Genomic DNA, 20777 nt, shown 5'->3' with positions numbered 1-20777 from the left:
AGATGTTCCAAGTGGGAAGTGTGGAGCATGCGGACGATTGCGAGCCTCCCTATCTGCTGTTTTATATGATAAGATTCAGATCTTATAAAAATCTAACTCATTTATTAAATTTTTCTTAACATATTCTGTGATGTCTGCTTTTTCATTCAGCATGCTGGAACATCCTCGAAAAGTTATAAATGTACAAGGAAAAGTCATGAAACTCACCTATTAAATGTAAGCGATTCCAAATACAATATAGCTATACGAACGGATCCGATCGAATAATGGAATGTTAGAAGGAGAGTGAAATTATATGACACAAGGAGGGGTCTCAAGTTATAAGCAAAGCAGTAAGACAGTCAATAAAAAGAAGCTAGCTAATTTTAGAAAGTACTGGGATTTGTATTTAATCATGGTGCCTGGAATATTATTTTTTATTGTTTTTAAATATATTCCGATGTGGGGCGTGATTATTGCGTTCAAGGATTATAGTGCTTTCGCTGGGTTTGCGGCCAGTGAGTGGGTAGGGTGGGAACATTTTATCCGTATGTTTCAAGATAACAAATTTCATGAAGTGTTTTCCAATACATTGCTGATTAGCTTATATAAGCTAGTATGGGGATTTCCCGGTCCAATTATTTTTGCATTGATGCTGAATGAAGTTAGGCGTATGTTTTATAAGCGGTCTATTCAAACCTTGGCTTATTTGCCTCATTTTCTCTCATGGGTCATTGTTGGGGGCATCTTGGTTCAAGTGCTTTCTCCATCAACTGGTGTCGTAAATGAATTTATCCAGTTTCTAGGTTTTGATTCCATCTACTTCTTAGGTGATTCTGAATGGTTTCGAACAGTTATTGTTGCCAGTGATGTATGGAAGACGATCGGCTGGGGAGCTATTATTTATTTGGCGGCATTAGCAGGGATTGATCCGCAATTATATGAAGCAGCAAAAATTGATGGAGCAAATAAATGGAGACAATTATGGCATATCACTATCCCAACTTTATTACCAACTATTTGTATTCTATTTATCTTGAATCTGGGCAATGTGCTTGATGTAGGATTTGAACAAATATATATCTTATTAAACCCTTTGGTTTATGATGTTGGTGATGTCATCGAAACCTATGTATACAGAGAGGGTATTACACAAGCTCAGTTTAGCTATACCACCGCCGTAGGTTTGTTTAAATCTGCGATTGCACTAGTTTTGGTGATTATTGTTAATAAAATAATCAAAAAGCTGGGGCAGCCTGGTATTTGGTAGGAGGGAGAACATTGAATCAAACTAAAGGAGAGAAAACATTTTCGATCGTTAACAATTGCCTGTTACTCATCTTTGCTATCATATGTTTAGCACCGTTCATTCATATTCTTGCTCAGTCATTGAGCAGTCATCGAGCTATCGTGTCTGGTGAAGTTATCTTCTGGCCGATTGAGCTGAATGTATATCCCTATGTTGAGATTCTTACGGATCCAGCTTTTTTAAAAGCTTTTTGGATTAGTATTCTGCGAACTGTGGTAGGAACTTTTGGCTCTGTTTTATTTACGTGTTTACTAGCTTATCCCTTATCGAAAGCATATATAAAAGGACGGGGGGCGATTCTGTTTCTGATTGTATTTACTATGATGTTTCAAGGCGGGATGATTCCTACCTTTTTAGTAGTCCGTTCTGTGGGATTATTAGATTCCTTTTGGGCATACATCATTCCTAATCTTATCAGTGCTTTTTGTGTCATTATCATAAAAAACTTCTTTGAATCTGTGCCGAAGGAGCTGGAGGAGTCTGCTTTAATTGATGGTTGTTCCAATCTAGGGATATTATTTAGAATAGTTATACCGGTGTCTATGCCAGCGATAGCGACAATCACCTTATTTTATGCAGTGTTTCAGTGGAACTCCTTTTTTGATGCGGTGTTATTCGTTAATGACCGCTCCTTGTTTCCGCTTCAGATTTATTTACGAGAACTGATTTTATTAGATGAATCCAATATCGCGCTAAAGGATAATTTTGAACGGCAGCTCGTTGCCAATGAGTCGTTAAATGCAGCAGCCCTGATTGTTAGTACTGTACCGATATTGCTAGTATATCCATATTTACAGCGTTACTTTGTAAAAGGCATTATGTTAGGTTCTGTGAAAGGTTAATCATTTAATGAAGGGGATGTAAACAAATGAAGCGATATAAAACAGTTAGAAACAGTGTGCTAGGCTTGATTATGCTGCTAAGTTTTATAAGTGTGATCGCTTGCTCGTCTGATGATACTATCCAATCAAGCGATCAAGCTGGTGACCAAGCAGCTAGTATTTCTATTGTGTTAAATAATGCTGGCCGCAGTTTTCCAGATGGGATGGATGGTAATAAGAATCCTTATATGGAGTATATCGAAGAAAATGTCAATGTAGATATTGAGTTAATTTATCCTCCTGCTGAGGCATATGAGGAAAGATTGAATGTTATCATGGCTTCAGGTGATTTGCCGGATATGTTATTTAGTCATAATCCTTCTTGGTTTGTAGATTATGTTAATCAAAATGCCTTGGAACCATTAGATGATCTGTTAAAAGAACATGGCCAGAATCTACTTGATAATATTCCAGCGGAAGCGTGGGAAAACGTAACGATTGATGGGAATATTTATGCAGTTCCGCGAATTACTACTTATCCAGGGGATCACATTATGTATGTAAGACAAGACTGGCTGGATAACCTTGCAATAAATCCGCCTAAAACATTAGAAGAATACGAAGATGTTATGAGAGCTTTTGTGGAAGAGGATCCAGATGGAAATGGAAAAAATGATACAATGGGTTTAATCATTGGAGAAAATTTAGCACGGACACAGCCATTCTTTGGAGCTTTTGGTATTCAAAGGAGTCAATGGGTGGAGCGAGATGGCGAACTGGTTTACACTAGTACACTGCCAGAAACAAAAGAAGTACTTGAGCTATTAAGAAATTGGTATAGTGAAGGTTTGATTGATAAAGAATGGGCATTAAACAGTACGTCAAATATAGAAGAAAAAATAGCTAATGAAGATGTCGGTTTATTTTCTGCCCATTGGTATGATACCAGAGGACCTATTCAAACCAATCTTCAAAATAATCCGGACGCGGAGTGGTTACCGTTAGAATACCCAGAAGGGCCAGGTGATCAATCTGGAACAGCTGGACCTCATATTGTAAGCGGATACAGTGTGATACCAGTAACTAGTGAAAATCCAGAAGCTGTGATCAGAATGTTGGATTTTATGATAGGGGAAGGCTACACAACACTGAAATTCGGTTTTGAGGATGATGTTTGGCAGATGGAAGGCGATGAGATGGTTACTGATTTTGAAAAACATAATGATCACCTGTATCGTTTGACACTGGCTGAAGTGGTGGAGCCTGACAATATGGACTATGTCAATTTGCGATTAGATTCTTTAGGGAAACATTTTAATCTAGTTGATAATCTTGAACGTGCTTCTGAACATGCGATTAAAAGTGAGTTTTTGGGAACACCAACTCCTTCGATGGGAAGATATGCGGCTACCTTGGAACAAACAGAAGTGGAAGTATTTACAAATATTATCATGGGAAATCTCTCCATCGATGATTTTGATGTATTTGTGAATGATTGGTATGCAAATGGAGGTCAGGATATCACAGATGAAGTGAATGAATGGTTTAAGGATTATCAGACACAAAATTGATGGAAATGTTGTCTTCCTGTAATCGGAACTGATTGGTGCCAGCTATATTTAGTGAATAAAGGATGTGTAATATAATGGAAAATAATCAATTGCATTACTATCAGTCAAAGCGATCAGCACATGATCAAGCTAACCAGGTGAAAGCAGATATGTGTATTTATGGCGGAACTTCTGCCGGCGTCGCTGCCGCGGTAAAAGCAAAGCATCTGGGGTTTCATGTGGTGATGGTTGAATGTGGGAATCATGTAGGCGGAATGACAACCAGCGGGTTAGGGATGACCGATATTGGCAATAAGTCAGCGGTGGGAGGCCTGTCCAGAACCTTTTATGAAGCGGTAGGTCGTCACTATGGTTTAAAGGATAACAAAGCCCATTGGAGGTTTGAACCGCATGTAGCAGAAAAAATCTATCAAGAATGGCTAGAAGAATTAGAGATTCCTGTATATTTTCAAACATATTTAGCAAAAGTCGAAATGGAAGATCGGACAATAAAAAGAATGATCATGGAAAACGGAGATGTATTTACTGCCAGTATTTTCTTTGATGCCACATATGAAGGAGATTTATTAGCAAAAGCAGGTGTATCCTATCATGTAGGGAGAGAAAGCAATCGAACCTATAAAGAAACCCTGAATGGGATCCATTTTGGTCATCCTAATCATAATTTCACCAATTGGATTGACCCTTATGTAATCGAAGGTAAACCTGACAGTGGTTTATTATACGGAGTAACAGACAGTGACATAGGCTATCAAGGGCAAGGAGATCATCGAATACAGGCATATAATTTTAGAATTTGTTTAACGAATAACCCCAATAATCAAATGCCATTTTATCAGCCTGAATCCTATAATCCAGATCATTTCCTGCTCTTATTAAGGTATATTACATCTGGTGTATGGGATGTGATGAGATTAAGTTCCAAGTTACCCAATGATAAAACAGATTTTAATAATTATGGAGCGGTTTCAACTGATCATATTGGTTTTAATTACAATTGGCCGGAAGGTGATTATCTAACAAGAGAGGAAATTTTTCAAGATCATGTCAACTATAATTTAGGGATGCTGTACTTCTTAAGTAACGATGAAAGGGTACCTCAAGCAATTCGTAAAGAAGTGTCTAAATGGGGCTTGCCGTTAGATGAATTTGAACGGACGAAAGGCTGGCCGCACCAGCTCTATATTAGAGAAGGGCGCAGAATGAAGTCTGATTATGTGATGACAGAACATGAATGCCGCGGAAATAAGGTAGTAGAGGATTCTATTGGGTTGGCAGCTTATACGATTGATTCTCATAACTGCCGAAGGCTTGTAGTGGATGGCAGGTGTATCAATGAAGGCAATGTAGAAATACCTCCTGCCTCGCCTTTTCCTATTTCCTATCAATCTATTGTTCCAAAGGCCGAAGAATGTAATAACTTATTGGTTCCAGTTTGTTTATCCTCTTCCCATATTGCTTATGGATCGATCAGAATGGAGCCGGTGTTTATGATTTTAGGAGAGTCTGCAGCTACAGCAGCATCGATTGCTTTGGAACAAGACTGTGATGTGCAAGAGGTGGATTATGCTGTATTAAGGAAAAAATTACTTGCTGCCAAGCAAATCTTGGAATGGAATTAGCAGACGTATAAACTGGCAATGCGGGATAACAAATTTAAAAGAATAAGTGATACGGGGGCTTGCGTGTGAAAACATGTTTAGGAAAAATCAGGAGAGCGATAGAGACTTCGGTGCAAGTGAGGTTAACCTGTTATTTTATTATTATTCTGGTCCCGCTTATTTTTGTCAGTTTATATGCTAATGTTGAATCACAGAAAATCCTAGAAGATCAAATGAGTCATCGAACCTATCGTTCGATGACTTCCGTGATGGATGAAATAGATACAGTTATTCAGCAAGTAGATGAGCTAGCCACTATTCTGGCAAATGATCGAAATCTCAATAATATATTGAATAATGCTGAAGCGGAGTTATCTAGCCAATCCATTATAGAATTTAAAAATATAAAAGAACAAATTAATACGATACGTACATTGAATCCTTTAGTAAGTGAGGTAACAATATGGCATGATCCCTCTTCTTTGGTGTTATCTTCTACCTTTGGAGGCAGGAGAATAGAAGATTATAAGCAGCAAGATTGGTATCAGGAGGCTGCCGCTATAGGGGCGGATAAGCTGTTACTTATTCCACAATCCAATCTGTTTAATGTTAATGAGGTGCTGAATCCCGTATTTAACCGATCCTCCTTTTCTATTATTCGATTGATGGATGTGTATAACGTGAAAGCGAACCATAATTTATTAGCTGTTACTATTAAACGAGAAGAACTTTATCGGCAGATGAATCAATTAACTTCTTTATCTGGTACGAAAATGTATTTATTTTCGGAGCAAGGAGATTTAATTGTATCTAATCAGCCGCAACAGGATATCAACTTGACCTCTCTTGAACGATCTATGAAAGGCCGGACAGAGCTAAGTATCACTTCGGATTATAGCGGATGGTCTCTTGTGCTGTTACAGCCTGAAGGGGTAGTTGTGGAGGAGTCTGTTCGTGTACGTCAATTTACCTATTTAATTATTGGCGTTAGTTTATTGTTGGCTGTGGTAATCTCTTGGACTATTTATCGAGGCATTTCAACTCCATTGAATAGGTTAAATGAGGGAATGACAAAGGTACGTCAAGGAGATTTAGATACTCAAATCGACTTTCAGCGCAAGGATGAATTTGGCCAGCTGATGAAAAGCTTTAATCATATGGTAGATGATCAGCGCTATTACATCGAAAACATATATGAAAAGCAATTAAGGTTGACGAAGGCTGAATTGAAATTCTTGCAGTCACAAATGAATCCTCACTTTTTATACAATACACTGGATTCAATTTACTGGATGTCAAAGAATTATGATGCCGATGAAATAAGTGATATGATTTTAAGCCTTTCTAAGTTTATGCGTTTAAGTTTAATTAAAGGAAGCGAAACTATCTCTATCGGGAAAAATATCGAACATCTTCATCATTATCTAAGAGTTCAGCAAATTCGCTATTCAGACCGTTTTTCTGTCAAATTCCACATGGAAGAAGAAACAAAAAGACTGCATATTTTAAAGCTATTATTACAGCCGCTTGTCGAGAATGCCATTATTCATGGTTTGGAAAAATATAATGGTGATGGGGAAATAAAAATATCTTCCTATTTGGAAAACGATTATTTGTATCTCACTGTAGAGGATACAGGAAAGGGCATTGGTGAAGAACGGTTACAGTGTATTCGTCAAAGGATGGATCAAATTGCTCAAAACTACCTTTCGTTTACGATTACAGAAGAACAGACACATCAGGATATATATGGCTTAAGCAATTTATTGATCAGACTAAAGCTCTATTATGGGGATGAGGCAAGAATGGATATAAACAGTGTGGAGACGGAAGGAACAAAAGTAACCTTGAAAATACCGCTGGATTCTCTAAAGGAGCATGCCGAATGAATTTAATGATTATTGAAGATGAAGTAAGGGTAGCTAACGGGATTGCTTTCAATATTGATTGGGAAAAGCATGATATTGCGGTCGTAGGGATTTCAAATAATGGTAAGGAAGCTTTGGAAATTATTCCAAAATGGGAACCAGACATTATTATATTGGATATCCACATGCCTGAAATGGATGGTCTGCAGTTAGCCAAATCGATAAGAAATGAATATAAATCATTGCCAAAAATCATTATTTTGAGTGGTCATGATGACTTCTATTTTGCACAAACAGCTATCGAATTGGGAGTTTGTCAATACTTATTAAAACCTGCAGGAGATGAAGAAATACGGAGGGCGGTTTTATCTGCTTCAGAAGAAATTAAATTGGAGTGGAAAGAACAGAATAATCTGGCCAAGCTAAAGAAAAAATGGGCTGAGAATTTACCACAGCTGCAAGAATTATTTTTCCAAAAGTGGATTTTTGGCAAGTATTCTGAATATGAGACTCTCAGGCGCAGCGAAGAATTCATGCTGAACATATCCCATTATACTAAATATACGATTGCTACTGTTGCTATGGATCCTTTGCACGGTGACGACAGTACCTTCCATCCTGAAGAAGATGTGTCGTTATTGACTTTTTCTCTGAAATGTATTGCCCAAGAGTGTCTGGAATCAGAGAAATGTAAAGTGATTTCGAATTTGAACGAATCTATTATTATATGTTTCTTAGATAACAAGGAGCAATCAGAAGCAGCTGTATTACACCATGTCAATAAACAAATCACTAAGTTATTAGCAACAGTAAAGGAATGTCTGGGTGTATCTGCCAGTGCAGGTATTGGCGGGATAGTAAATGAAATAAATAAAGTTCATCAATCGTACGAGAAAGCACAGGCGGCTTTGAAGGAACGATTAATGTATGGGGGAGATATCGTTATTCCGCAGCAGACCACTTACGAAAATGAACTAAACTTTACCACACTGGATAATGTGGAGAAGCAAATTGAAATAGCCTTGGAAACAAGAAATTTAGACGCTTCTTTGGAATTAATGGATCCCTTTTTTACAGAAGGATTAGAAGCTTCCAACCAATTAGACATGATACGAGAAAAGATGATGTATGTTCAAAGTTTTTTTATTAAATATATACAAAAGCAGCAATGGTCTATTACAGAGGTATTTGGAGAAGAATGGAGCGATTTTAACGCTTGGACAACAATCGATACGGCAGAAGAGCTAAAACAATGGCTGTATCAATTAATGAAAAAAATGCTGAAATATACAGATAAGAAACGAGATTGCAAAAGACATCAGCTAGTAAATGAGGCCTTAATGATTATTGAAAAAAATATGGATCAAGAGATCACTTTAAATCAGGTGTCACAAAGCTTATTTGTTAATGCTTCTTACTTAAGCCGGCTGTTTAAAAAGGAAATGGAGGTTTCCTTTTCCAGATATGTACTAGTAAGAAAAATGGAGCGAGCTAAACAATTATTGGCTCAGGGGAAAAAAGTATATTTCACAGCCGGTGTTTTAGGTTATAAGGATGTAAGCTATTTTTCAAAGGTTTTTCGCAAACATTGGGGTATCACTCCAGGGGAAATGAAAGAAAATTTAATGGATCAGCATATATAAAATATAACGATAAGTGGGTGAGTAATTTGCATATTTTGGATAATTATGAATTGGTTGTTTATGCGGCTACACCTGGCGGAATGGGGGCAGCAATAGCCGCAGCGCGAAGGAATAAGAAGACATTGCTTATTGAACCCAGCAAGCATATGGGGGGCATGATGACCAGTGGACTGGGCCGGACAGATATACGTTCTTTAGAAGCTTCAGGGTCTATTTTTAAGGAATTTGCAACGAAGGTAAAGGAGTATTATGTGCAGCATTATGGGGAACATTCACAGCAAGTAGAAGATTGTAATCAGGGCTTATGGTTTGAGCCATCTGTAGCGAAAGATATTTGGCTGACCTTATTAACAAACGAATCGAATATCACCTTATGCTGTAATAATGAATTGGTGGATACTCATGTTGCTGATCATGCACTTGAACAAATATCAATAAGATCTGTGGAGAATGGACAACTATTTCATATCCATGCCAAGGTATTTATTGATGCGTCTTATGAAGGCGATTTAGCTGCCATGGCTGGAGTACCATATACCTTAGGAAGAGAGGCGAGAACGGAGTGGAATGAGGAATATGCTGGGAAGATTTATATGGATTATCACCCAAATAAAACTATTTTACCTCACAGTACAGGAGAAGGCGACAACAGAGTGCAAGCTTATAATTTTAGGCTTTGTTTAACAGATGACCCAGCTAATATGGTTCCAGTCACTAAACCAGACTCTTATGTACGTGAAAATTATATAAGCTTGATAGAAGATATAAAAAAACAACGGATCAATGGTTTGGGTGATATTATGAAATTAGAAAGAATACCGAATCATAAAACAGATACAAATAATCACCACTACTGTCTTTGTTCAACTGATTTACCTGAGGAAAGCGACCTGTTTCCGGAAGGGGGAAGTGAAGTTCGACGTCAAATCATTAACCGGCACCGTAATTATACTAAAGGCTTATTATGGTTTATACAAAATGATCAAGCGATACCAAATAGGATACGAGAAGACGCCAAAAAATGGGGATATGCAGCAGATGAATTTATTGAATTTGACCACTTTCCTCCCCAAATTTATGTACGTGAAGCGAGGCGAATAAAAGGGGAATACGTATTTTCTGAGAACGATGCGCGGCTTGCTCCTGGGTTAGAACGAGCACCTATCCACGTAGATAGTATTGCAGTGGGGGATTATGCTATTGATTCTCATGCCACGCGGAAAAGAGAAGAGGCAGGACAGGATGTAACATTGGAAGGTTTTTTAGGGTTAACTTGGCTGACAGAAATTTATCAAATTCCTTATGCGTCCATGATTCCGCAGAATGTGGACCGACTATTAGTACCTGTAGCAATCTCTTCGACACATTTAGGTTTTGGAACCATTCGTATGGAACCTTTTTGGCTCCAGATTGGCTTTGCAGCAGGTATATCAGCCAGTATTAGTATTTCACAGCAAAAAAGTGTCAGAGACATTTCTATAGATTTCTTGCAAGATGCCCTAATCGAGAAGGATCAAAAATTAACCCATTATCAAGATGTAACTTGGGATCACCCCTATCGACAAGCAGCAGAATACTTTGGAACGAAAGGGTTTTTTACAAGTTATGCTGCCAAACTGGATCAGCCATTATTAGTTTCTGAAGCTTCGAAATGGGTGATGATGGCAAGAGGATTAGAAGGTGGGAGTAGTATTCCGGTATTACCGGCAAGTGCCAATGTACTCCCGGTTGGAGTTGATATGGGACCGCGTTCTCCGCGGGAGGAACTTAGCCCATCAGAGTACTGGCAATACAATCCTGTTCTAAAGCGAAATATGGCAGAGCAATGGTTAAGTGTAGTTAACCGATTGACTAATTTAAGGTTAAGAGTTAGTCAAACTGATCGTGAAACGGTAATCAGAGGTGAGTTTTGTCACTGGTTATATCAAATTTTGAAAGCGAATCGATCCAAATTTAGTTAGAAAGCTTGTGAATAGAAGGATTTCAATACCTATTTAATACGGTGTAGGAAAACATCTAGGGTGAATGTATTGAAGAAAGCCAGTGGTTGTTCTATTAACTGGCTTTCTTCATGCTGTGCTAATATCGGAGTTGTAACACGATGTTACTAATTTAATTAATAATGGTTCTTTTTACCGAACTTTCAGAACATGCATTTTTTGGGATGAACTAATTTTGAAGTATCATTAAATGAATAGATTTAGCTTTCTATTTTTCGAGTAACATGCGATTATGCTCACCTATTTTTTTATCAAAGTAGGATAAGTCTTCTTTAGAAGCAATCTTTTCGTGCCCTCCGCATGGTACTCGCTGATTTTAACAGTTCTTTTCTTCACAAGTTCTTGACAATATTATAAAACTAACTTATAGTTGTATGTACAAACAATAAAATGATGATATGAAATGGAGAAAAGGATATGCTAGAAAATTATTTGAAAGAATGCTTATATTTCACTGCAAATCGACTCGGCAGAATAATTACCAAAATGGCAGAAGACGAGTTTGCAATCAGTGGTTTGTCACCTACCTACGCTTATTTATTAATGGTTGTCTATGATAAAGAAGGAGTTTCCCAAAAGGAATTAAGCGAAATTCTTCATCTCAAGCCTTCTACTGTCACTCGTCTTGTGGAAAAACTGATTTCAAAAGGATTGATATATAGCCAAGCAGAAGGGCGCATGTCACTTATTTATACAACGGAAAAAGGAAAAAGTCTGCAACCGACTATTCATGAATGTTGGATGAATCTGCGCCGAAAATATTCTGAGATATTGGGGGAAAAAGAAGGGGAAGAATTAACCTTGCGTTTGGACAAAGTAAGTGATCAACTAGAAAATAAAGAGTAAGCCTGTCTTTATTTTCTAACTAATAGTTGTATGTACAAACAAATTAATAAGGTTTGACGGAAAGGAGTGAATCGACTAAGTCAAGCTTTGTAAATATAAGGAGGTATATGATATGACACATAAAATGGATAAACAAGCTCAAAAGCCAATTTTAATTCTAGGAGGTACAGGTAAAACGGGAAGCCGAGTGGCACACCGATTAACACAACAGGGGATATCAGTAAGGATTGGCTCTCGAAAGGGAACACCATCTTTTGATTGGAATGATTCAACAAATTGGAAATCACTGTTACAAGGAGTGAAGGCTACCTATATTACGTATTATCCTGATTTAGCTTCACCAGGAGCAGCAGAGGCCATTCGTTCATTTGCCAAACTAGCCGTAGAAAATAATGTGAGACGGCTAGTATTATTATCAGGTCGAGGCGAAGAAGAGGCACAGCGCAGTGAGAAGGCGCTTCAAGATTTAGGTGCTGATTGGACGATTTTACGCTCTAGCTGGTTTGCCCAGAACTTTAGTGAAAGTTTTTTATTGGATCCTGTTCTCAAGGGAAGGTTGGCACTGCCAGTTGATGGAGTGAAAGAACCGTTTATAGATGTAGAAGATATTGCAGATGTTGCAGCTGCTGTACTGACAGATAACCGACATATTGGTCAGATTTACGAACTATCTGGGCCGCGAGCACTTACCTTTGCGGAAGCAATAGAGGAAATTGTCAAGATTAGCGGCCGAAAGGTTCACTATACAAGTATATCGACTGAACAATTTATATCTGAATTACGACAACAAGGTGCTCCACAAGATATGATTTTGTTAATGACAGAATTATTTACTAATGTTCTGGATGGGCGTAATTCTCATGTTGTATCTGGTGTTCAGCATGTCTTAGGGCGGAAAGCAAGTGATTTTAGTGATTACGCCACAAAGGCAGCTGCCACAGGAGTATGGGATGCTTGAATTAATTACTTACTATTTGATGGTTGCTGCTGCTTTAGGAAGCGGATTAATGGCTGGCCTGTTCTTTGCTTTTTCAGCATTTGTGCTGCATGCACTTGCTCGTCTCCCCGCCGCACAAGGAATTTCTGCTATGCAGTCCATTAATGTCACTGTGCTAAACCGATTATTTCTGTCTGTTTTTGTGGGAACGGCACTGGCTTCTTGTCTGCTTACTGTTATTGCTCTGTTTAATTGGCAAAACTCTTTGTCCATTTATATAGTTGTTGGCAGTTTGCTCTATCTTCTTGGTACTTTTCTGGTTACGGTTGTATGCAATGTTCCTTTAAATCATGCATTAGCCGCTGTAGATGGTAATAATGAAGAGGGTGTAGCATTTTGGAGGTATTTTTTATCAAAGTGGATGGTCTGGAATCATATACGAACTGGTTCAAGTCTTGCCGCATTGACTGCTTTTATTTTAGCGCTGTCAACATAACTAAAGAAGATAATCGACAGTGTTAGTGGCAGAGATTGTATAAAACAGGCTGGCTGAAACTTGATACTCTCTTCCTTTCAAGGGATAACACATTTAACACAAATGAGTAATTTCAGTTTTTGCAGTATGTAATCAGTAAGCTTGTAATAAAACGAATAGTGGATAATAGCTTAAGTGGAGTATTAGTGGAGGAGTTGGGGTATTTTATAACTTATTTGGTGTGATTTTATCAGATGAGGTGGGAGATAGGAGGAGAAATATTTGAAATTGGTGATGGTTGGTGGGGATGTGCAACACGATTGGTCATAAATATTCTAAGTTGGACAAATCAAAAATGGTGTAAGAAAGACTGTCAAAGTCCCTTCTTACACCATTTGTTTCAGCTGGAAACTTCTTTTTTTGCTTTAGGATAGCCTATCCATATCGCTATGGCGCCACATACACCGAGCAGCACAGGATAAAAGGAATATGGCAGAACACTTAGTGGGGATATTGCTGCCAGACTGGTGGCTGCAAGTATTTGCCCGCCATATGGTACAAGCCCTTGCCAGCATGCAGCAAAGATATCCAGAATACTTGCCGATTTTCTAGGCTGCACATCATATTTATCGGCAATATTTTTGGCCAATGGACCAGTCATAATAATCGAAATTGTGTTATTGGCCGTACTGATATCGGCCACACTGACAAGACCGGCAATGCCGAATTCTGCCCCTTTTTTCGATCGAATTCTGCTTGTAACAAAATGCAGAAGATAATCGATGCCGCCATTATGCTGAATAATACCAATCATTCCACCAATGAAAAGGGCAACAATGGCAATATCCTCCATACTTATAACACCTTCAGAAGCAGCTTGGATTAAGGTGGTTCCGGTGTAAGAGCCATCAATTAGGCCGATAACTCCGGCAAAGATGGTGCCGCCAATTAAAACAATTAACACATTCACTCCCAAGATGGCCACGATCAGGACAGTAAGATAAGGCAGCACCTTAACTAGGTTGTAGGAATAGTCTCCTAGTGTATTGACATGGTTTCCTGATGTGATAATCCACAAAATAATCGCAGTGATAAAAGCACCTGGCAATACAATTAAAAAGTTAGTCTTGAATTTATCACTCATTGCCGTGTTTTGTGTACGAGCAGCGGCAATGGTCGTATCCGAAATCATCGACAGGTTATCACCAAACATAGCACCACCAATAACAGTAGCCATTGCTAAGGCCATAGGAATATCGGTTTGTTCGGCAATACCGATGCCGATTGGTGCCAGTGCCACAACAGTCCCCATTGACGTTCCCATTGTTAAAGAAATAAAACATCCAATAATAAATAGTCCAATCATTAATAGATTAGGAGGAAGCAGGGAAAGACCTAAGTTGACCGTGGCATCTACGGCTCCCATTCCACGTGCAACAGATGAGAAAGCACCAGCAAGAACAAAGATAATCACCATCAGCACAATATTTTCATGACCGGCACCTTTGATAAATATTTCTAATTTCCTTGATAATTTTTCCTTATGATTCATGGCTAAGGCTACGGTAGAAGCGATAAGGACTGCTACATTAATAGGCATACTGGCAAAATCCTTAGTAATAATCCCTGTACCGATAAATAATAGAATAAAGATTAGTAATGGTAAGAGTGCAAATGCACTTCCTTTTGATTGCTGTTCCATGATGAACCCCTCCTTATTGTTAATGCATGGTCATCCCGCCGGTTACATTAATGGCTTGACCGGTCATATAACCAGAGAAACGGGAAGCCAGAAATAGAACGACATAGGCGACATCTTCTGGCGTTCCTGTTCTGCCAAGCGGGACTTGTGAAGCATCTTCTTGTCTGATTGCTTCTGCATCTAGTCCGCGCAGCTGCCCGCCGATGATTCGTTCTCTATGTTTCATGCTTGTCTCAATAATACCTGGACAGACAGCATTGACATTGATTTGATCTTGTGCCAGTTCTATCGCCATTACCTTGGTTAATCCAACTACAGCATGCTTGGAGGCAACATAAGCTCCCATTAAACGATAGCCGTTTTTCCCGGCTTGTGAAGCAATGTGTATAATCTTTCCACCATTCCCTTGCTCCTTCATTTTTTTAGCAACTGCTTGACTGCATAGTTGGACCCCTTTGGCATTAATATCCATAGTCTTGTCCCAGTCATTTTCTTTGATATCAACAAAATAGTCCATAGTGGAAATCCCAGCATTATTAACCAAAATATCAACTTTGCCAAACCGGTTGATTACTTTCTCCATCATCTGTGCCACATCCTGTTTATTTGAAACATCTGCTTGGATATGGAATAGCTCTTCTTCTGTCTCCTCTTCATGTGGATGGAGGTCAACTACAGCGACTTTTGCCTTAGAGTAACGCAAGGCCTCTACAATCGCCTTGCCGATTCCATTTGCTCCTCCTGTAACAATGGCTACTTTTCCGGTAAGATCTATCGTAAACATAAACAAGTCCCCTTTCGAAATACAAAAAGCCCCTTCTATATAAGAAGAGGCCAAATAAGCGTAATACTTCATTTACTCCTCTTATCTATTAGCTGATTAGCTACTGGAATTGGCACATTGCTTCAATAAGCTGTTGCCGAGGCTTCACAGGGCCAGTCCCTCCACCTCTCTGGATAAGAATGTTATACAATTTGAAATGATGATTTTAATATACAATTAGCAGGTGGGAAAGTCAAGGATGAAAGTTTTGGAAATAGTGATTAGCTTTTTCTCATACTATTCTAGAGAATATAGAACAAATCTTAGATTTAGTCATACATATCCATTATGATTAAAAGTAAGCGTTCTCATTAGTTTGTTCTTTCTATATAATGATAGGTAAACAGATTGGATAGAGGTGACGTTATTGCGGCATTTCATCAGGAAATTCATTCCGAATACATTGAAAAATAAACTGATTGCCTCGTTTTTAGTGTTTATCCTGCTGCCTTTTATCTTATTGAATTTATATAATTTCTTGAACTTTGAAAAGGTCCTAAAAGAAAATGTGATTCAGCAATCACATAATCAAGTGAAGAAAATGAATCAGACATTAGAGGATCTAATGGGAACGACCTTTAGGTCACTCACGTTATTGCGTCAGGATTCCACGATTACCAATATTTTGAAACATCCAGAAGAGTACTCCTTGATCGACAGACATCGAATCATTAATGACAAATTGGAAGGAATTAGTAATAGTTTCTTTCTATCCAGTCCTTCGATCTTCTACACGATATTAGATAATCAGGAGAATGTGTATACCTCTTTTGTGCCGAAACAATCGAATAAATACAGTGATCTGATCAAAGAATCATGGTACACAGAATTAATGGAGCAAGATGTTATCTATCAATGGCAGATAACAGACCAGAATTATGTCCATAGTGATATCTCTAAAAGTGAATACTTCTTGTCATTAATGGCAAAAATCACCGATGAACAAAGGGAGATGCATGGGGTGGCCCGGATCAGCATTGACTTCTCGGAATGGTTTAATAACTTATTATCTGGACTGCCAGAAGATCATGAATATTTTATTATGGAAGGTAATGGCGAAATCATTATGCAGTCTAATGACGATATCGAGATTCTCCACGATACGATTGAAACGATCTTATCCAGGGAAAGCAAGGATGATTACTATTTTACAGAGCATTCTCCTTATTTCGTTAGCTATAATTATTTAGATAACTTAGATTGGTATATGGTGAGTTTACAGCCATTAGACGTGATGTATAATCATATTCATTTAGTAGAACGTAGTTATTATATCCCGTTTACCATCTTTACTACCCTCTTTATCCTAATTACATTGTTGATTGCGACAAAATTTACGGCACCGCTAAAACAGCTGCAATCCAAAATGAAAGATGTAACACAAGGTGATTTGTCCACAGAGTTGGCGGAAGAGGAATACTCGGGAGAATTAAGGGAGTTAGTGCAGCATTTTAATAAGATGGTGAGAGACTTGGAAACTTCAACAGAAGAGTTGAAAATGGAAGAAAGGCAGAAAGAAGCTATCAAGTTTCAAATGCTGCTTTCTCAAGTGAATCCTCATTTTCTCAATAATACACTGAATACAATCAAGTGGATAGCACTAAAGGAAAATAGTAAAGATATCGAAGAAATTTGTGTTTCATTAGGTAAAATATTAGAAAAAAGTTTAAATAATGAAATAGAATTAATCAAACTGGCGGAGGAAATTGATTTACTGAATTCCTATATTTATATACAGAATTATCGTTATAAAGGCAGATACAAAGTGCATTATCAGGTGGAAGAATATTTAATGAATGCTCTGGTACTGAAATTTAGCCTGCAGCCGATTGTGGAGAATACATTGTTCCATGCCTTTCCAGAGGCAAACGACGGAAATATTTCTATTCACATTTATGAAGCCCAGAGAGATAACCTGGTCATTGTGATAAGTGATGATGGTATCGGGATAGAGGCAGCAAAAAGCAATCAAACAAAAGGAACTGGGGTAGGGTTGAAGAATTTGAAAGAGAGGTTACATTTGCTGTTCAAAGATGAATCCAGTTTAACGTTACATTCCTCTTCACAAGGAACAACCGTAACATTGTGTATACCTTTACTGATTTCTAACTCGTATCAAAAAGGGGAGATTACCGATGTGGAAAATTATTTTGGTGGAAGATGAGGTCTTTGTAAGAGAGATGTTTAAAGAAATAATTGCATGGGAAGATTTAGGGTTTACCATTATTGGCGAAGCAGGTAATGGTAAAGAAGCACTGGAATTAATGGCAGAAGAAGAACCGGATTTGGTGATTTCTGATATATTAATGCCTGTGATGAATGGAGTAGATCTGTTACAGGAAGCAAGAGAGCGCGGCCATGGCAGTCTGTTTATTATGCTTACTTGTCTGAATGACTTTGAACATGTCAGGCAGGCGATGGAATACGGCGCTTCCAATTATATTCTCAAGCTTTCGATGAATGTACAGTCATTGAAAGATGCCTTAGAGAAAATAAATATCGAGCTGGTAAAACAGCGATTAAAGCATAATAAAACCTTGGAACAGCAGCTTGTCCACGTATGGAAACAAGTAAGCAGTTACTACACACCGAAGTCGGTGCATGGTATTTTCTCCTTATTGGACAGATTTCAGCTGCATTTGCTGATTATACATCATGGAGAAGATCCATTTGATGATTATGCCTGTTTACAAAAGGTATTAGCTAACTCTTCTCAGCAGGTAGTGACCTATTCAGTACAGGATCTCGGTATGACAGTGTTTTTCTGTTGGTCTGTTGACAAGCTTGATATAGATCTGCACAGGTTAGAACAGGAATATCTGGTTTGGTATTCTGGGTCAGTTCCAAATCAAGCAATGGTGGACACACTGGAAAGAATGGTCGATCAGCTGCATGTGGATTGGGCACAAGTTTCCATGTGTCAAAAGAAATTTACTCAGACGGAAAAAAGACAGTTAGATCATGAAATACTGCATGGCTTTGTTACTTTGGAAAAGGGACCTTTGGAACAATTGATAGACCATGTATGTCAAGCAAGCATTTCAAATGGTTTGAGTATGCCAGTCGCAAAAGAATTTGTGATTAATTTAGATACGATGCTTGCCAGGTTAGTGGGAGAATCGGATAACAGGGGAGCTTATCTGAGCTGCCGAAGACAGGATGAATTAGCAGATATGTTTAAACAGAACGTATTAAGCTTTTGGGCTAAACAGCAAGCAGATCATTATTTACACTCGGATCACCCTGTGATTCAGACGGTTATTCAATATATTAAAGCCAATTATGCCGAAGAATTATCGGTGCGTTCACTAGCAGTGATGGTATCGATTGATGAGAATTATTTAAGTGCCTTGTTTAAAAAAGAAACTGGAGATACCTTAATCCAGTATATCCATCATACTCGAATTGAACAAGCGAAGAAAGAACTAAAAGAAACGACCTTGAGTATTTCAGAAATAGCTGAAAAAGTTGGTTTTTTAAATGATAACTATTTCATTAAAATCTTTAAACGAATAACTAATTCTACGCCAAAAGCCTACCGTAAACAGTACTATGGGGGTAATACCTTTATCAGTTAGCAGTAAGCCCACATTTAGAATGGGCTTACTTTTTTAATACGAAAACTCTGACTCAGTGTTTGCACTTGGTTCATTCGTATGAATCCGAGGACTTGCATGAATGAACCAAATAAGGGAGACGACTAGAGTGGTGGTGTCTGTTAGGACATGCTAGGTTTAATAGAGGAATACACAGAAATGATTCATTCTTCATCAGATTTGTTCATTAAGTAAGTAAGCGGTTAATGCTAAGATAAATGTGTAAGTTACATTTAGGAGGGGGTTCTATCATGAAGAAACATAAGTACCGTATTAAATCCTTTTTGTTAATTGTACCATGTTTCATTGTTTTTGCTTTCTTAATTGGTTGTAATTCAGAGGGTTCACAAAATGGAAGCGCTTCAAATGATGAGGTTGTTTTGTATTTATGGGGAGGAGTGCCTGCAGAGGCAGGACCACAGGAAGTAGTTGATCAATGGAATGAGGAGAACCCAGATATTAAAGTTGAGTATACTAGGTTTGTCAATGATGATGATGGAAATTTAAGATTAAATACAGCCTTACAGACAGGGGATAGTGTAGATTTATTTATGTCATATGCCCCTAATTATCTACAAGATAGAGTGGAATCAGGATTTGTATTAGATCTGGCTCAATTTGATGATTACGATATTGATGAGAAGATGGGGGAAGAGGCACAACTTTGGAAGATAGACGACACCTATTATGGTGTTCCAACTAAGCAAAGTGCTAACTTTATCTATCTTAATAAAACAGCATTGGATGAAGCTGGTTTACCAATACCAGAGCAATGGACTTGGACAGAATTTAAGGAATATGCGGAAAAATTAACAACCGATACACGATTAGGTTACAGTCAGTTTGATACAGGTGGTACGCCTGAATATGTAACAAGCGCTTTAATAGATGAAGGCTATGTCAATGCCGAGGGTACATCAAATTTTGATCATGAGAACATGACAGAAGCGCTAGAAATAATGTATGGGATGATGCATGTAGATCAATCGATGATGCCATTAGGTGAACAAATTGCGACTGGCGCGGCTGCAGACCAAATGTTTTTTAATGAAGAAGTAGCTATGTTAGGTGCCTTTGAAGGACTTTTAAGAATGACAAATGATATAGAAGAATATCCAAGAGACTTTGAAATTGCCTTTGCTCCATTTCCAACATTTGACGGAGGCAGTCAAGTTGCTCCTATTCTTGGTGATACCTTATCGATTGCAGCAAATACAGATTATCCAGAAGAAGCGTGGGAATTTATTAAATGGTATTCAGAGGGTGGAATGCTTCCTCTAGCAAGCGGTGGCAGGGTACCAGCTTCCAAAGATGCGCCTGTAGATGAAGCAATTACTCAAATGGTAGAAGGTGTCGAAGATACGTATGATATGCCTTCATTAGAAAGGATGTTTAATCAGTCTGGGGTTACAGCTGATGTAATGCCTTTACAAATTGTTGATTTACTTAATCAGGAATTAGAAAGGTATTTTATTGGTGAACAAGATGCAGATCAAACTATTGAAAATTTGGTAGATCGTCATAATCAATATTTGGAAAATTGATAAGTTGGTGATCGAATATGTTTCGATCACCAAACAAACATAGTGGAGAAGGAGTGCGTTTT

15 protein-coding genes and 1 riboswitch are annotated in these 20777 nt (G+C 38.1%); of the genes, 13 read left to right on the top strand and 2 right to left on the bottom strand.

Annotated features, from left to right (window positions below):
* The first annotated feature begins 295 nt into the window (after window positions 1-295).
* The 10 genes from JOD18_RS09100 to JOD18_RS09055 all read left to right on the top strand — a co-directional run bounded on the left by JOD18_RS09100 (window position 296) and on the right by JOD18_RS09055 (window position 13071).
* Window positions 296-1249, top strand: coding sequence for an ABC transporter permease (locus JOD18_RS09100; protein ID WP_204668638.1), 954 nt, complete (start codon window positions 296-298; stop codon window positions 1247-1249).
* Between the two features lie 11 nt (window positions 1250-1260).
* Window positions 1261-2130 carry a carbohydrate ABC transporter permease gene (locus JOD18_RS09095; RefSeq protein WP_204668637.1) on the top strand — a complete coding sequence of 290 codons (870 nt, stop codon included), beginning with the start codon at window positions 1261-1263 and terminating at the stop codon, window positions 2128-2130.
* A gap of 26 nt (window positions 2131-2156) precedes the next feature.
* Window positions 2157-3680, top strand: a complete 1524-nt coding sequence (locus tag JOD18_RS09090; protein WP_204668636.1) for an extracellular solute-binding protein — start codon at window positions 2157-2159, stop codon at window positions 3678-3680.
* Window positions 3681-3754: 74 nt separating this feature from the next.
* Window positions 3755-5302, top strand: a complete 1548-nt coding sequence (locus JOD18_RS09085) for an FAD-dependent oxidoreductase (RefSeq protein WP_204668635.1) — start codon at window positions 3755-3757, stop codon at window positions 5300-5302.
* 65 nt (window positions 5303-5367) lie between these two features.
* The gene (locus JOD18_RS24775) at window positions 5368-7170 is read left to right on the top strand and encodes a histidine kinase (RefSeq protein ID WP_204668634.1); all 1803 of its coding nucleotides are present in this window, start codon (window positions 5368-5370) and stop codon (window positions 7168-7170) included.
* Window positions 7167-8792 carry a response regulator gene (locus JOD18_RS09075; protein ID WP_204668633.1) on the top strand — a complete coding sequence of 542 codons (1626 nt, stop codon included), beginning with the start codon at window positions 7167-7169 and terminating at the stop codon, window positions 8790-8792. Before JOD18_RS24775 ends, JOD18_RS09075 begins: the two co-directional genes overlap by 4 nt.
* A 26-nt stretch (window positions 8793-8818) precedes the next feature.
* Window positions 8819-10753, top strand: coding sequence for an FAD-dependent oxidoreductase (locus JOD18_RS09070; RefSeq protein ID WP_204668632.1), 1935 nt, complete (start codon window positions 8819-8821; stop codon window positions 10751-10753).
* A gap of 456 nt (window positions 10754-11209) precedes the next feature.
* The gene (locus JOD18_RS09065; protein ID WP_204668631.1) at window positions 11210-11638 is read left to right on the top strand and encodes a MarR family winged helix-turn-helix transcriptional regulator; all 429 of its coding nucleotides are present in this window, start codon (window positions 11210-11212) and stop codon (window positions 11636-11638) included.
* Between the two features lie 112 nt (window positions 11639-11750).
* Window positions 11751-12596 carry an NmrA family NAD(P)-binding protein gene (locus tag JOD18_RS09060; protein WP_239588017.1) on the top strand — a complete coding sequence of 282 codons (846 nt, stop codon included), beginning with the start codon at window positions 11751-11753 and terminating at the stop codon, window positions 12594-12596.
* Window positions 12589-13071 (top strand): anthrone oxygenase family protein, encoded by a 483-nt coding sequence (locus tag JOD18_RS09055; RefSeq protein WP_204668630.1) that lies wholly within the window; start codon window positions 12589-12591, stop codon window positions 13069-13071. Before JOD18_RS09060 ends, JOD18_RS09055 begins: the two co-directional genes overlap by 8 nt.
* A 379-nt stretch (window positions 13072-13450) precedes the next feature.
* Here the strand turns inward: JOD18_RS09055 and JOD18_RS09050 are convergent, their stop codons facing one another.
* Together JOD18_RS09050 and JOD18_RS09045 are read right to left on the bottom strand one after the other, a co-directional pair.
* Window positions 13451-14752, bottom strand: coding sequence for a Na+/H+ antiporter NhaC family protein (locus tag JOD18_RS09050; protein WP_204668629.1), 1302 nt, complete (start codon window positions 14750-14752; stop codon window positions 13451-13453).
* A 19-nt stretch (window positions 14753-14771) separates the two neighbouring features.
* Window positions 14772-15608: an SDR family NAD(P)-dependent oxidoreductase gene (locus JOD18_RS09045; protein ID WP_239588016.1), complete on the bottom strand. Its 837-nt coding sequence runs from the start codon at window positions 15606-15608 to the stop codon at window positions 14772-14774.
* Window positions 15609-15614: 6 nt separating this feature from the next.
* Window positions 15615-15716: riboswitch (SAM riboswitch) on the bottom strand.
* Window positions 15717-15942: 226 nt separating this feature from the next.
* Between JOD18_RS09045 and JOD18_RS09040 the strand changes: the two genes are divergently transcribed.
* From JOD18_RS09040 to JOD18_RS09030, 3 genes are all read left to right on the top strand, one after another.
* On the top strand, window positions 15943-17739 hold the full coding sequence (locus JOD18_RS09040) for a sensor histidine kinase (protein ID WP_204668628.1): 1797 nt from the start codon (window positions 15943-15945) through the stop codon (window positions 17737-17739).
* Window positions 17711-19153, top strand: a complete 1443-nt coding sequence (locus tag JOD18_RS09035) for a response regulator transcription factor (RefSeq protein ID WP_204668627.1) — start codon at window positions 17711-17713, stop codon at window positions 19151-19153. The genes JOD18_RS09040 and JOD18_RS09035 overlap by 29 nt, the downstream gene beginning before the upstream one ends.
* A gap of 269 nt (window positions 19154-19422) precedes the next feature.
* Window positions 19423-20715, top strand: coding sequence for an ABC transporter substrate-binding protein (locus tag JOD18_RS09030; protein WP_204668626.1), 1293 nt, complete (start codon window positions 19423-19425; stop codon window positions 20713-20715).
* Window positions 20716-20777: the final 62 nt, after the last annotated feature.

It is taken from the genome of Gracilibacillus alcaliphilus (assembly GCF_016909015.1).
In the GTDB taxonomy this organism is placed as follows: Bacteria; Bacillota; Bacilli; order Bacillales; family Amphibacillaceae; genus Gracilibacillus; species Gracilibacillus alcaliphilus.
Note: the sequence above shows the minus strand (reverse complement) of the source record. Positions and strands in the feature narration are given on the sequence as shown.

Bases quoted from the DNA above. Each gene is read 5' to 3' on its own strand.
- JOD18_RS09100 (WP_204668638.1), top strand. From the start codon at position 296: ATGACACAAGGAGGGGTCTCAAGTTATAAGCAAAGCAGTAAGACAGTC.
- JOD18_RS09090 (WP_204668636.1), top strand. From the start codon at position 2,157: ATGAAGCGATATAAAACAGTTAGAAACAGTGTGCTAGGCTTGATTATG.
- JOD18_RS09085 (WP_204668635.1), top strand. From the start codon at position 3,755: ATGGAAAATAATCAATTGCATTACTATCAGTCAAAGCGATCAGCACAT.
- JOD18_RS09075 (WP_204668633.1), top strand. From the start codon at position 7,167: ATGAATTTAATGATTATTGAAGATGAAGTAAGGGTAGCTAACGGGATT.
- JOD18_RS09065 (WP_204668631.1), top strand. From the start codon at position 11,210: ATGCTAGAAAATTATTTGAAAGAATGCTTATATTTCACTGCAAATCGA.
- JOD18_RS09060 (WP_239588017.1), top strand. From the start codon at position 11,751: ATGACACATAAAATGGATAAACAAGCTCAAAAGCCAATTTTAATTCTA.
- JOD18_RS09055 (WP_204668630.1), top strand. From the start codon at position 12,589: ATGCTTGAATTAATTACTTACTATTTGATGGTTGCTGCTGCTTTAGGA.
- JOD18_RS09050 (WP_204668629.1), bottom strand. From the start codon at position 14,752: ATGGAACAGCAATCAAAAGGAAGTGCATTTGCACTCTTACCATTACTA.
- JOD18_RS09045 (WP_239588016.1), bottom strand. From the start codon at position 15,608: ATGAAGTATTACGCTTATTTGGCCTCTTCTTATATAGAAGGGGCTTTT.
- JOD18_RS09035 (WP_204668627.1), top strand. From the start codon at position 17,711: ATGTGGAAAATTATTTTGGTGGAAGATGAGGTCTTTGTAAGAGAGATG.
- JOD18_RS09030 (WP_204668626.1), top strand. From the start codon at position 19,423: ATGAAGAAACATAAGTACCGTATTAAATCCTTTTTGTTAATTGTACCA.